This is a genomic window from uncultured Sphingobacterium sp., from assembly GCF_964277905.1.
Taxonomy (GTDB): Bacteria; Bacteroidota; Bacteroidia; order Sphingobacteriales; family Sphingobacteriaceae; genus Sphingobacterium; species Sphingobacterium siyangense.
This window is the reverse complement of the sequence record NZ_CAXYKD010000003.1, coordinates 192,478-206,891: the sequence shown is the minus strand read 5'-3', so window position 1 is coordinate 206,891 and position 14,414 is coordinate 192,478. Positions and strand designations below refer to the sequence as shown.

The window sequence follows — 14,414 nt, the reverse complement described above, 5'->3', positions numbered from 1 at the left end:
TAGTGTTGGGGAAATCCACTGTTTTTAGCTTCTTTGGCAAACCTGTATGCGCTGAAATTTCAATGGATGGAGAGGATCTTTGAAATGAAGCGTGAAATCTAGCAATGTGTGCAAATAATGAATTAATAAATTATAAATATTGTGCTGGTGATTTAAATTGGCTTCTTTTTTGTGGACAAGAGCTGAAATGAAATCAATTATGAAAAGAAATAGAATAACGGGTGTCGTTATACTTGCAGTTGCTTTTTTATTTAATATCCAAGGAGCCTCGGCTCAATTTGGAGGGCTATTGGATAAGGCAAGCAAAGCCGTTGCTTCCAAGGGAAGCAAGGTACTTGGGCTGGATAAACTTTTAAAAGAGCCCGAAGCGATTAGTACAAGTTTTGAAGATGTAAATAGGAAGGGGGAGCAAATGCCCGATTTTCAAAATACGGCTGTTTATAAACCTTTACAAAATTTGCAAAAGAATGGCAATGATGGTTACTTATTGGAGGCTGGACATTTTGAAATGAGCAACAAGAGCTATTGCTTGAAAGCGGGTACTTATGCGCCTTCGAAAGGTGATGGATATATGTATGCACCTACATTGGGCAAGAAGAGAGACGTGGTCATTGCAATTTTGAAAAGCGCTGAAAAGCACCCTGAAGTTGCACAATCAGACATACAGATGCTTTTGTGGACGATCATTGCGAAGACAAAATTTATTGATTATTCGGGTCCGGTGAAAGAAACAGCTTTAAAATTGCTTACAGCTGAACAAATTTTACATTTGGAAGGTGGTGCACTCGGCGTTTTGCCATTTGACGTTGTCCAAAAGGCAAAAGACCAGATGCCACCGGCAGTACAGATAATCTTTGAAGCAGAAAATAATATTCGGCAGCTCGTTTCCTCAGGAAACTATTCGTACGCTGATTTTGAACAATATGCGATCTTAGCTGGTATGGCTGAGCCTCGTACGGACGTGCCAAGTGGTATTTGGACGCTTCATCCTGATGGTTATTATGTTCGTTATTATCCAAGTGGTTATGCGGTTACTAAAGTTCAGGTGTATGTCCCTCAAGAACTGATTACAAAGTTGAATGGTAAGAAGCTTGTATACGATGCAACAGATGATATTGCCTGTCCGGCAAATACGGGGTCGCAACGATTAGCACAAACGAATGAACCGATTCGTGATTAATATGTTGAGTCATTGAAAGTTTGATGGGAAGTGAAGGGGATGTGGAAGGAAATTTAATGAATAAGGGAGATCTACTGATCTCCCTTATTCATTAAATTTCCTCTTTTGCCTCCTGTATAATATATAAACAATGACAATGATAGCGATGATTGCTAAAATAATGTAATGGGAACCTGAATGTTGGGTTTTATCCTCTGTCGTCTGCGCATATGTAAAATTTGCTACGAAAAGAAGCACCATGAAAATCCACTTCTTGCACATAATAAACGGTTTATTAACTATAGTAGCAAGCTAAGTATTTTTTGCAACAAAGTCAAATTAATTCGGTAAAAAATAAGTTAGATTTTTATGAAATTTTAAGGTATAATGTCTGTTTCTCACATTTGATTCGTTAGGTTCGAAAAATAAAAGGATAGGAGAGGAGCTTTACCACTGATAGAACACAGCTAATTCAGCTTTTTTACATTGGATATAGCTCCGGATATTGTTTAGGGAATTCGGTAAATGGTCCTAAAAATCGTATCTTGTGAACCTTTGTAAGCGTTTTTAGATATTCAAATCATGTCAAAACTTATCAATTTAACTGTCTTTAGAGAGTTCTTAAAATCCAGCTTTGCAGGCGGAATTATACTTTTTTCCTGTGTTATTCTGGCATTGATCGTAGCAAATACATCATTGTATGCCAGTGTAATGGAATTTCTGAACCGGGAAGTAGGCTTTGAGAGCGATCATATTCATTTAAAATATTCGTGGTTGTTGTGGCTCAACGATGGTTTGATGGCGATTTTCTTTTTACTGGTGGGCCTCGAGATAAAACGTGAAATTGTAGCGGGTGAACTCTCATCGCCAAGTAAAGCAATTCTGCCCATTTTGGCTGCGGTTGGTGGGGCACTTTTGCCTGCCATCATTTATTTTGCATTAAATCAGGGAACCGATACTGCAAACGGCTGGGGAATCCCTATGGCAACGGATATTGCATTTGCTTTAGCTGTTATCACGCTTCTGGGAAATAAGGTACCTGCCAGTCTTAAGATCTTTTTGGCTGCGCTAGCGATTGTTGACGACCTACTTGCCATATTGGTTATTGCGATCTTTTATAGCAATGGTATTCATGCGACCTATTTATTTATTGCTTTAGGTATATTTCTGTTTTTGATCGTGTTAAATAAATTGGGCGTTAAAGCGATATGGGCTTACCTGATTCCGGGACTATTTATTTGGTACTTTGTTCACCACTCGGGTATTCATGCAACAATAGCTGGCGTGCTGGTGGCCATGACGCTGCCGACAACACCGGATGCGGAAGAATCTCCCTTGGAAAAACTTGAGCATCTATTGACCAAACCTGTCAATTTTATTATCATTCCTTTGTTTGCATTTGCGAATACGCTTATTCCAATCCATGGGGAAATGATTGGTGGTTTGACTTCAAAATTGGGGATCGGTATTATCCTTGGCCTAATCGCTGGTAAATCAATTGGGATATTTTTGATCTGTTTTATTGCTAAAAAATTGAAGATTGCGCAATTACCGGAAGGGGCTGGCTGGAAACAGATTTTTGGTGTAGGTTTGTTGGGGGGAATCGGTTTCACGATGTCGATCTTCATCTCGATACTATCTTTTGATGATAGCATGCTGATTGAAGAAGCAAAGTTCGCGGTTCTGATCGCTTCTTTATGCGCTGGCTTGCTAGGCTATGTTGTTTTGAGCGCAGTGTCAGCCGCAAAGAAAACAGAGGTTGTTGATTAGATTTTGAATAGATAGCAGTCGTATGCTTGGCTTACAGGAATGTGTCGGACAATTGTTTTTGTTCAAATTCATTTCTGATTCCCTCATGGATTAATCCTATCTGGACATCTATTTGAAAGCGGATAACGAGCTATAGGTATTAATTTTAGACTTTTATGAATTAGATTTAGTAATTTAGGGCACAACAATAAAAACAATACGTTGAGATTTGATGAATTTGGCTTTGTTCCAGCTTTGGAAGAAGGTTTAGAAAGTATGATGTTTGAGGAGGCTACGCCGATCCAAGAACAGACCATCCCGATTATTAAAGAGGGAAAAGATATGATTGCCTGTGCACAGACAGGTACAGGTAAAACAGCAGCTTATATGTTGCCGATCCTCGATGCAATAGCACGGAATTCAAGGGAATCTATCCTCGCTATTATCCTTGTTCCGACCCGGGAACTTGCTATGCAAATTGACCAGCAGATTATGGGCATGTCTTATTATACGGGTGCAACATCCATAGCCATTTATGGTGGTGGTGATGGTATGGGGTATGAACAGCAAAAACGGGCCATACGAGAGGGGGTAAATATTATTGTTGCTACGCCGGGAAGGTTGATAAGCCATCTTACCTCCATGAAGATTGATCTCTCTCATTTAAAGCACTTTGTTTTGGATGAAGCCGATAGTATGCTGGATATGGGATTTCAAGACGATATTTTACGTATTGTAAGTTATCTACCGAAGAAAAAGCAGATGCTTTTGTTTTCGGCGACGATGCCGATGAAGATCAGGTCTTTTGCCCGAAAAATTTTGCAAGAGCCTGTGGAAGTCAATATTGCCATTTCTAAACCTTCGGAAGGGATAGATCAACGTGTATATCTTGCCTATGATCAACAGAAAATGGAGCTTCTGAAGAATATACTGAAGGATCCCAACTATGTATCTGTTATTATTTTTGCATCCCAAAAAACTACAGTCAAACTTCTCGCTCAGGAATTACAGAAGCAGGGGATTGATGCGGAGGGTTTCCATTCGGATCTCGAGCAATCGAAACGGGAAGATATCATGGCTAGATTCCGGTCTCGTCAGGTACGGGTACTGGTAGGGACAGATGTGATATCTCGCGGTATCGATGTGGTGGGGATAAGTTTGGTCGTTAATTACGATGTTCCACCGGATCCGGAAGACTACGTACACCGTATTGGACGTACTGCGCGGGCAGCAACTACAGGAACAGCCATTACCTTTGTCAATGAGAAAGACCAAAACCGTTTCGCTCAGATCGAGAATTTAATAGGTTATCCGATTGAACAACTTCCATTGCCAGAGGGGTTTGAAGCGGGACCTACTTACAATCCTGCCAAAAAGAATCCACAGCATAAGAAGAAGCGTTTCAATAGGAATAAAAATAAAAACTATCAGAAAGCTAAAAGAGCCTGATCTTAAAATACAAAGCCCCCATATGAGAAAAATATGGGGGCTTTGTATTTGAGTATATACTGTATTCAACTTTTATTCAACAGTCCATACGGCCAATTCATATCCGTCAGGATCCTGGAACTGAAATCTTTTTCCTCCGGGAAAGCTAAAAATATCTTTTAATATAGTCCCGCCAGCACGGATAACCTGATCACGCGTAGCCTGCAGATCGTCGGCATAGATAACGACGAGAATACTGCCATTTCTGGGGTCACCAAGTGTAAAACCACCATCAACATATTTTCCGCCAAAAGCCGTATATGCTGGTCCGTAATCCGTAAACTCCCAACCGAAACTCGTTGAGTAGAATGCTTTGGCACTTTCAAGGTCGCTTGATACAAACTCAAGGTATTGGATCTGCTGGTTGACAAATTTGTTTTCTGTACTGCTATTGCTCATAACGGAACTATCTATTTAATGTATATATAATAAATTGCTTGACCGGTTGTGCCGGTTTTGGAATTAAAACCCGAACCGTTTCATAAATATAAGGCTTTGTTGAAAATGACACACATTTTTCTTTTCAACATGTTTTTTTCGGGGCTACCTGTTTATCGGGGCTACCTGCTTGGCACAAGGAGGAAACAATATTCATTTCCCAATCTTAGTTGGACTGGGAAATGAATGGAGGTTGTTAAGCGCTCTTTTTACTACTGATCCAATACTGCAATAACACAGATGAAACAACCAAAAACAGTCCAACATAGAAGGATAGGTTTAATTCTCTTGCTTCATTAAGAAGTAAAAATGCAATCAAAATAGCATATACTGGCTCAAGATTTAAGCTTAAGTTCAATGTAAATGCTGTTATCTTCTTTAAGATTTCTGTAAATGCGAGATAGACTCCCACAGTGCAACATAAAGATAGGATGATCAGATAGAAAATATCCAGGGCATTGGGAATGAAAGTGCTGATTGGATAGTGCTGAATGTAAAAAGGAAGTAGACATGCCAGCCCTATTGTTCCACCGATCATTTGATAATAGTTGATGCATATTGCATTGTACTTTTTGGTCAATTTTTCATTGTGAACCGCATAGAGTGAGGCAAAAGCCGGAGAAATTATCCCTAAGACTATGCCAAGCTGGTGTGAGGTATCGAAGTGAAATATCAGTGCTATCCCACACAACGTAAGTCCACTCAACAGAAGTTCAGACAATCTGAATTTCGTTTTATTGATCATCGGTGCAAAAATAGCGGTGAAAAAACTTGCCATACAGTAGCAGATCACACCGATGGAAATGTTTGAATATTTGATGCTAGCATAGAATAATAGCCAGGATGCTGTCAATAGTAGCCCATTTTTTGCTATATGCAGTTTCTCTTTGAACGTAAAATCTGTAGGTATTTTATACCATTTTAGAATAAAAAATAGGATAACGGCAGCTAAAAATACACGGTACCATGTGAGTATCCCCTCGTTGAGTGAAATCACTTTTCCAAATACGCCAGATAGTCCCAGGCACAGCACAGCAAGGTGCAGCATGAAATATGAATGTTTCATAAGAAATTGTCTTCCAGTTCCGTCCATGAAGGACGAAAGGTTTTAAATAATAAAATTGATTGTAAATAGGAAGCACAGAAAATCGGTCCATTTCTGGTATTGGGCTTCAGTAATATAGAGAAAAAATATTACGCTCTTGGAGGAGGAAGACAACTCGTTCTATTCATCATATTTTTATTTACCCGAAGATAGGGAATTTTGGGCGCAGCTGCAAAAAAGGAATGAAAAAGCCCCTAGAAAATCTTTGGTTCTAGGGGCATATATTTAGTCAGTTGCCTTTATTTTGTGATTCTATGGCGTATTTGGCGGTAAAGTATCTGTTCCGCCACCCAGTGCACGGTAAAGATCTATGGCTGCGTTGAGCTTTTCCCGTTTTACTGTAATACGTTCCAAATCATTTTGGAGCGCATTGTTTTGGGCAGTTATCACTTCCAAATAGTTTGCCATCCCACTTTTATAAAGTAAGGCTGCATCAGCGGTGGCTTTGGCGAGGGCATTTGATTTGGCATGGATAAGTTGCAGGCGCTGTTCCGTATGTTTGATTTTTGCCAAGGCATCCGAAACTTCTGAAACTGCAACCATAACCGACTGTTTAAACTGCAATGCTATCTTTTCGCGTTCGATGACCGATATCTCATAGTTTGTTTTTAAAGCACCTTTCTGAAAAATTGGCTGTGCAATATTCCCCGCTATTGTTTTCACAATCGAACCTGGTAGATCAAACCATTTGTTAAATTGAATGGAGTTTGTACCAATGGATGGTGTCAAGCTTAGGGAAGGGTACATCGCTGCTTTGGCAAGTCCCATTCTGCTTGTGGCAGCCACAACCGCGTATTCAGCTGCTCTGACATCTGGTCTGCGGCTCAAGAGTTCGGCCGGCACCCCTGTAGCAAGTCCGTCTCCAACAATCGTATCATCTAAACTTGCTGTACGTTGAATGCCCTGAGGGAAACCTCCGCAAAGAATGCTCAGTGCATTTTCTTCTACAGCCATGTTTTGATGGGCTAGGGGAATCAACAATTCAGCAGTTTTCTTCTGAGCTTCGGCTTGCTCCACGGCAAGCGAACTGACCAGTGATGAGTTGTATTGCAAACGTATCATATTCAGTGTGCTGTCGCTCAATTGAACATTTCTTTGTGCAATCTTAAGCTGCTCATCCAAAGCAATCAGATTATAATAGGACTGGATGACCTGTACAATAACCCGGGTTTTCAGAGCCGATAAATTTTCCTTTTGGCCAAAAAAATTGGCCATAGATTCCTCTTTTTGCATTTTTACCTTTCCCCAGATATCGGCTTCCCAAGATAATCTGAGCGTGGCACTATAATCGTCCATATAAGGTGTCCCAATAAATTGGTCACTCAGCGAGCCATTCAAGGAATTGCTCGATAACCAGGTTCTATTCGCTCCAATGCTTAAATCGGCTGTTGGCAGTAACCCTTTCTTAGACTGCTTGTACGCGAGTTCCAATTGTTGCATGTTGAGGAGTGCAACATTGACGTCTGTATTGTTGGATAATGCCTTTTCAATGAGTGAGGTCAACAAGGGATCCTGTACAAATTTACGCCAGGATAGTTGTAGCGTATCAGACGTCAGGACAACCTCGCTGTTTTTAAAATTTTCGGGCATGGCTATCTCCTGGCGTGTGTATTTTTTTCCCACACTGCATGCGGACAATAACAGGGTGCTGCTTGCGAAAATTGTTATATAGTGATGAAATTTTTTCATTTTAATCGTTTGTATTGTGTACTGTATTGTCCGTAAGCTTTTTACCCGAAACTTTTTCTTGCAAATATTGGAACACCAGGTATAGCAACGGTATGATGATTACCCCAAGGATAACACCGCTTAACATACCCATTGCCGCTCCGGTACTGATGGAATGGTTACCTGTAGCCGTTCCGCCGGTCGCAAACATCAAGGGGACCATACCCGCAATGAAAGCCAATGAAGTCATCAAGATTGGGCGTAGACGAGCTCTTGCGCCTTCTAAAGCCGAATCAATGAGTGAGGAGCCTGCTCTTCTCCGCTGTAAAGCAAATTCAACAATCAAAATGGCATTTTTTGCCAAAAGACCGATGAGCATGATCAAGCCGACCTGGACGTAGATATTGTTGTCCAATCCAATGGCACGTGTTCCTAAGAAAGAACCTATCATACCTGTTGGGATTGATAACAGGACGGCAAGGGGCAATAAGTAACTTTCGTACTGTGCTGATAGTAAAAAGTATACAAATAGCAAGCTTAATGCTAGGATAAGTACGGTCTGATTGCCTGATGACTTCTCTTCCAAGCTAAGTCCCGTCCATTCGTAGCTATAGTCTCCCGGTAACTTGGTCAATACATTTTTCTCCAATGTTTCCATGATCGCACCATTACTGATACCAGGTGTACTAACCACGTTTATCGTGAGTGAATTGTATAAATTATAACGTGTTACCGACTCAGGACCATAAACTTTACGAAGTGTAACCAAAGTGTTCACCGGAACCATTTGGCCAAGATTATTCTTGACAAATATTTCGTTGAAGGCTTCTTTATCGGTTCTATAGATGCCATCCGCTTTAACTGCTATCCGATAGAATTTACCGAAACGATTGAAATTCAATGATTGGTCACCCGCAAAGTAAGTTTGAACGGACGAAAGCATTTCACTGACATCTACGCCAAGTTGGGCAGCTTTGTCTTCATCTACTTCTAACTCCATCTGTGGATAATCTGCTCTGAACATGGTATAAGCAAACTGCACCCCTGGTTGTTTCATAATCTGCGCAATAACGGAGTCGGACATTGCTTTGAGCTCGACCGGCGATTTACCAGCTCTGTCCTGCAAAACGAGTTCCGCACCATTCATCATACCATAACCATCAACAGGAGGGGAGCGAAAGGCCATTGCGTTACCTTCTTTGACACTGGATAATTTTTGCGAGATCACTTGGTGAATCTGATCGATATCGTTCATCTCACCACGTTTCTTTTTATCTTTCAGGCGTATAAATCCTGTTGCATAGGCTGCGCTGGAGTTGTTACCGATCATATTGAATCCAGTAATACTTGTATGGCTTTCAATAGAAGGGATATCGGCAAGTAGTTTTTCGATTTTTTCTACTGCTTTTGTGGTTCGATCAAGTCCCGTTCCCGGGGGCATTTCCAAACTGTATACAACAAAGTTATCATCCTCCATTGGTACAAAACTTTTGGAAGTGCTTGTCATGAGGTATCCAGCAACGCCAATTGTAGCCAGGATCAAAAGTGCCGAAATCCATTTTTTCTTTGCCAGGAATTTTAATGAACCAACGTATCGGTTGGTCATGTTTTCGAAGCCAGCATTAAACGCTTTGAAAAAACGTTGAGAAAATCCTGTTTTTGGGGTCTGCCCATCGTGATTTTCGGCGTGCGTATTTTTAAGCAATAATGCGCAGAGTGCTGGTGTTAAAGTCAAGGCATTGATCGCGGAGATCACAATGGCGATAACAAGGGTATAGGCAAACTGTTTATAAAACATGCCCGATGAACCTGTCATAAATCCAATGGGAATAAAAACTGCACACATAACCAAGGTAATGGAGATTACAGCCCCTGTGATTTCACTCATGGCACTATGGGTAGCCTGCTTGCCGGTTAAGTTGGAAGTCTCCATCTTTCCATGTACTGCTTCGACAACGACAATTGCATCATCGACAACGATACCAATGGCGAGTACTAAGGCAAATAACGTCAATATATTGATGGTAAAGCCAAACACCAGCAGGAAGAAAAAAGTACCTACGATGGCTACTGGAACTGCGATTGCTGGAATAATAGTCGACCGTATATCCTGCAGGAACAAAAATACAACGAGGAAAACCAAAATGAAGGCTTCAATCAATGTCGAACGTACTTGTGCCGTACTTTCATCCAAGCGTTCTTTGGTACTGATCAATTTAAAAATCTTGATCCCAGGAGGGAAAGAGCGTTGCGCTATTTCAATCTGTTTATCGATTCCGATTTCAATTTCATTGGCGTTGGAGCCTGATGTCTGGAATATACCAATGGTAACGGTATTGAGGCCGTTATTTTGCGAATTACCACTATAACTGATCGAGCCAAACTCGATACGTGCCACATCCTTTAAGCGTACGATCTGAACGTTATTGTTTTTGACGATAATGTTTTCATACTGTTCAGGAAGGTTCTTTTTCCCTTTATAGCGTATGACATATTCCAGTGGTGCTTTTGATTCTTCCCCTAATTTTCCAGGTGCAGATTCCAAACTTTGTTTGGAAATTGCAGCAATGACTTCTTGTGGCACAAGTCCATAACTCGCCATTTTTTGCGGATTCAACCATACACGCATCGAATAGTCTTTGGAACCGAATACCATGGCCTGACCAACGCCAGGTACACGCTTGATCTGTGGGATCAAGTTGATGTTCACATAATTCTGTAAAAATAGTTCATCATATTTTTTATTATCTTCTGTATAGATATTAAATATCATGATCATACTATTTTGTTGCTTGGAGGTCGTTAATCCCATTCGGACAACTTCCTGTGGCAGGATAGGAGTAGCCTGTTGTACTCTGTTTTGCACATTAACGGCTGCCTGATCTGGATTTACACCTGCTTTAAAGACAATTCGTACAGAGAATGTACCGTCATTACTTGCAGTAGATGTAATGTATTCCATGTCCTCCACACCATTGATTTGCTCTTCAAGGGGTGTAACAACTGATCTCAATACTGTTTCGCTATTTCCTCCGGGATAGCTTCCGGTAACTTGAACCGTGGGCGGGGCGATATCCGGGAATCGCGTTTGAGGCAGCCTAAAAAGACCGATGACCCCCAGTATGACAAATATGATAGATATAACAGTTGCCAAAACTGGCCTGTCAATAAATTTCTTTAACATTTTAGTTTAAATTTTATAAAGCTTTTAGTACCGTTTTTTTCCAAAAGTGAATACTGAATGTATAGGCTTGTTGCCTTGCCTTTCTTTGAGCAGTTCAGCTTTTGCTATACCTGCTATTCTTGTTACATGGTGGATTTTTTAGTCGGTTGAACTTGCATTCCATCATTAAGCATGTCAATTCTATTCATAACGATTTTTTCACCAGCTGTGAGTCCCGATTTTAGTAAATAGGCGTTAGCGGTATTTCCTGCAATTTCAATCTGTTTCATGGAAATTTTATTTTTCTCACCAATAACATAAACGAAATAGCGGTCTTGAATATCCTTTACAGCGGCCATAGGTACCAACAATACGTTTTCATGCGCTTTTTTCAAGATTACTTTTGCTGAGCCACCCGAACGGAGAATTTTTTCGGGATTGATGAAACTTGCTTTAAGTGCCATGCTTCCTGTTGTTCTGTCGATGTTACCACTGGCTAACTCTACTTTCCCCGAATGGTTGTATGCTGTTCCATCAGCCAGTAATAGCGTTGCTTGTTGATTGGATGTTTTGTTATTCTGATCTTTGACAAAGGCTATAAAATCGGCCTCACTCAATGAAAAATACACATTTACGGTATTGATTTCAGATAGCGTTGTTAAAGGTGTCGCATCTGCTGCGGTAATTAAATTTCCGATCCGATTAGGAATACGGCCGATATAACCACTCACTGGCGCATTGATCAACGTAAATTTGGCATTTATTTGAGATGAACCGAGTGCAGCTTGTGCTTGCGCTACCTGCGCTTTAGCTGCGGCATAATTGGCCTCTGCAGTTTTTAACTGTAATTCGGTATACACTTTACCTTCAACAAGTGGTTTGATTTTTTCAATCTCCAATTTCGCGTTTTGTTCTGCCGATAAAGCAGCTTGGTAAGCTGCCTTGCTGTTGTTTACTTGTTCGTTGTAGACATCAGCTTTTATTTTGAAAAGGGGTTGACCCTGGGATACATAGTCTCCTTCTTTGACATAAATCTGCTCGAGATAACCCGTTACCTGCGCTTTGACATCGACGTTGACGGTCCCCTCTAATGTACCAGGATATTTTTTTTCGGTCTCCGCGTGGGTAGGAGATAATTCGATAAAGTCAACAGTAACTGCCTGCTCTTGCGGTTGTTCTTGGTTGCCTCCACAGGACGATAATAATGCTGCTGCTGTAATAAGTGTAAGGAAAGGTTTTAAAGTCATCGTTCTTTGTGCCATTTTATCATTTTATAATGAAACAAAGAAAAGAATTCTTTTAAGCCATAAGGCAAAGAAATCTACCGAGACGTTACAATTGCTTACTGAAACGTATCAGTGATGATCTGAATTTTACGATATTAAATGGTCCGATCCGATTGTGTTGGAAATATTGGTCTTACCGATTGACATTCCCTTCTTTATCGCGAAAAACTTACTTTACCTTTCTGACGAAAAAAGGAGCAAGCGGATCAGTTTTAACATTAATAGTCTAACCAATTTTTTAGCAATTGAGCCTTTTCTCTGCTCACAAGGATTTCCACTTGATCGTTATTTTTAATTTCTATTTTTAGTTTTCCGTTGAAGTGGTTATGTAATCTTTTGATCGCATCTATATGCACAATGAATTGCCTGTTGGCGCGAAAAAATACTTTTGGATTTAGTTGCTGTTCGAGTTCTTCCATTGTTTGAGGGACAATTTCGACAGTGCCACATTTGAGTTGCGCATGGGTAAGTTTAAATTCGGAGTAGAAGTATAATATCTCTTCAACGAGAACGGTTTTATAGCCGTCTTTGAATGGAATTAAAAAGCGTGAGCGAAAATCTTTCGGATAGATAAAATCCAATAAACCTTGAAGCGGTTGTTGGTTGATCTGGAGATCTTTTTGATAATCAAGTTTTTGGATGGCATTTTCCAGCTCTGTTTTTTCTACAGGCTTAAGCAAATAATCTATGCTATTGAATTTAAAGGCCCTCACAGCGTATTCGTCAAATGCCGTTGTAAATATGATTGGGCAGTCTATTTTTATAGTCTCTAATATTTCAAAGCTTAAACCATCGGATAGACGAATATCCATCATCACGAGGTCGGGAAGTTCATTGCTATTGAACCAGTTGATGCTATCAGCGATATTATCAAGGACATCTAAAATAACGATGGATGGCTTTATTTCCTTCAAAAGTCGTTTTAAACGATCGGCATTGAGTTTTTCGTCCTCGATGATTAATACTTTGGTTATATTCATTATGCTTGCGCTAAAAGTGGGAGGATAACGTTAAATGTTTTGCCATCATTCTTTATTTGCAGTTTTAAGTTGGATAGCAAATCGTATCTTTTAATGATGTTTGAAATCCCGATTCCCGATGATTCGGATACATTCTCAATAGGGATTAATATATTTTCAACAACAAGTTGATTCTGGGAGTTGGTGTATACCTTTATTTTCAGCGGTTTTCTCTTATTTGTCTGATTATGCTTTAATGCATTTTCTACCAATAATTGTAAGGTAAGGGGAGGTAATTGGCAATTGCGTTTGGCGGGATTGACGTTTATTTCGAAGTTTACCCCATCGCCAAATCGGTTTTTGATGAGAAATATGTATGAATTTAGAAAGTTGAGTTCTTCTTCGAGTGAGATAATGTCCTTTTTGGAATTGACAAGAAGGTAGCGATATATTTTGGAGAAGTTTTCTGCATATTCATAGCCTAATTGTTGGTCTTCGAGGATGATTTCTGAGAGCACGCTCAGGTTATTAAAGACAAAATGGGGGTCGATCTGTAATTTTAACGATTGAAGTTCTGTTTCAAGAATGACCTGATCAAGCTTTGCTGCGCGCATGGATTCATTCTTCCAGTTAGTGATCAAATGACTACCAATATTGATCCCCATTATCATCAACGCAATCAATACACTGATTGTAATATTTTGTATCATCCCTCTTTTTTCCTCCAAAGATGGGGCTATAGTAACATTTTGAGGTCCAAAATAATATTTTGAAATCAGGTACTCCAGCAGTAAATTGATAAAGAGTACTGCAAAAAGGTTGATGACGGTTTCAAGTAGAAGTCGCTCTGTCGGACTATCTTTCCAGGTTAAGAACTTATTAAGCTTGTCATGGACAATGATACTAAATTCGGAAATGATAAAGCTGTAAATGATCGTAAATGTCCATTCACCGATTATTTCGAACATATTCCGTTTAAAATAGCCATCCCAGCAACTCGAAAAAGGATCAATAATATAGGCGACGAGATAAATAAGCAGAAAGGACAGAAAGGTAAATATCAGCCTTTTTTTATTTGTACTAATTAGAGTCTTATCGTTTTTATAGATCGCTATATCCTGCATTCTTTTAACTTATATGTATCGGTGAAATCTATGCAAATTTCGTAATTCCTTTTAGTATTGGACGACAAATTTCTGCTGAAGCGTATAAAGCCCCGACTGAAATATCAATTTGATGTACTCAGACGTATATTGACGAAGGCCGATAGATTATCTTGCCTTGGCATATCAGAATATAATTTTTTATGAAATTCGGATGTTCTGTTTTTTTTAATGGATTGTAAATCTTGTTGTTATTGTTTTTTTGTGATCTGTTGATATAACAGTGTAAAAGAATG

10 protein-coding genes are annotated in these 14,414 nt (G+C 39.8%); 3 read left to right on the top strand and 7 right to left on the bottom strand.

Translation table 11 applies throughout. From position 1 onward, the window contains the following. Positions 1 to 199: 199 nt before the first annotated feature. The 3 genes from ACHWSC_RS02890 (at position 200) to ACHWSC_RS02880 (ending at position 4,357) form a co-directional block, all read left to right on the top strand. The gene (locus ACHWSC_RS02890; RefSeq protein WP_394675737.1) at positions 200 to 1,180 is read left to right on the top strand and encodes a hypothetical protein; all 981 of its coding nucleotides are present in this window, start codon (positions 200 to 202) and stop codon (positions 1,178 to 1,180) included. Positions 1,181 to 1,741: 561 nt separating this feature from the next. Further along, positions 1,742 to 2,929: a Na+/H+ antiporter NhaA gene (nhaA, locus tag ACHWSC_RS02885; protein ID WP_394675736.1), complete on the top strand. Its 1,188-nt coding sequence runs from the start codon at positions 1,742 to 1,744 to the stop codon at positions 2,927 to 2,929. A gap of 201 nt (positions 2,930 to 3,130) precedes the next feature. Further along, positions 3,131 to 4,357 carry a DEAD/DEAH box helicase gene (locus ACHWSC_RS02880; RefSeq protein WP_046674542.1) on the top strand — a complete coding sequence of 409 codons (1,227 nt, stop codon included), beginning with the start codon at positions 3,131 to 3,133 and terminating at the stop codon, positions 4,355 to 4,357. Between the two features lie 72 nt (positions 4,358 to 4,429). Here ACHWSC_RS02880 and ACHWSC_RS02875 read toward each other — a convergent pair whose 3' ends face one another. The 7 genes from ACHWSC_RS02875 to ACHWSC_RS02845 all read right to left on the bottom strand — a co-directional run bounded on the left by ACHWSC_RS02875 (position 4,430) and on the right by ACHWSC_RS02845 (position 14,139). Continuing rightward, positions 4,430 to 4,795, bottom strand: coding sequence for a VOC family protein (locus ACHWSC_RS02875; protein ID WP_120332710.1), 366 nt, complete (start codon positions 4,793 to 4,795; stop codon positions 4,430 to 4,432). A gap of 235 nt (positions 4,796 to 5,030) precedes the next feature. After that, positions 5,031 to 5,900: a DMT family transporter gene (locus ACHWSC_RS02870; protein WP_394675735.1), complete on the bottom strand. Its 870-nt coding sequence runs from the start codon at positions 5,898 to 5,900 to the stop codon at positions 5,031 to 5,033. Positions 5,901 to 6,191: 291 nt separating this feature from the next. Further along, positions 6,192 to 7,628, bottom strand: coding sequence for an efflux transporter outer membrane subunit (locus tag ACHWSC_RS02865; protein WP_120332711.1), 1,437 nt, complete (start codon positions 7,626 to 7,628; stop codon positions 6,192 to 6,194). A gap of 1 nt (position 7,629) precedes the next feature. Further along, positions 7,630 to 10,791, bottom strand: coding sequence for an efflux RND transporter permease subunit (locus ACHWSC_RS02860; protein ID WP_088162108.1), 3,162 nt, complete (start codon positions 10,789 to 10,791; stop codon positions 7,630 to 7,632). 122 nt (positions 10,792 to 10,913) lie between these two features. Then, positions 10,914 to 12,032 carry an efflux RND transporter periplasmic adaptor subunit gene (locus ACHWSC_RS02855; protein WP_120332712.1) on the bottom strand — a complete coding sequence of 373 codons (1,119 nt, stop codon included), beginning with the start codon at positions 12,030 to 12,032 and terminating at the stop codon, positions 10,914 to 10,916. Positions 12,033 to 12,274: 242 nt separating this feature from the next. Continuing rightward, positions 12,275 to 13,036, bottom strand: coding sequence for a LytTR family DNA-binding domain-containing protein (locus ACHWSC_RS02850; protein WP_120332713.1), 762 nt, complete (start codon positions 13,034 to 13,036; stop codon positions 12,275 to 12,277). Continuing rightward, on the bottom strand, positions 13,036 to 14,139 hold the full coding sequence (locus tag ACHWSC_RS02845; protein ID WP_120332714.1) for a sensor histidine kinase: 1,104 nt from the start codon (positions 14,137 to 14,139) through the stop codon (positions 13,036 to 13,038). Before ACHWSC_RS02845 ends, ACHWSC_RS02850 begins: the two co-directional genes overlap by 1 nt. Positions 14,140 to 14,414: the final 275 nt, after the last annotated feature.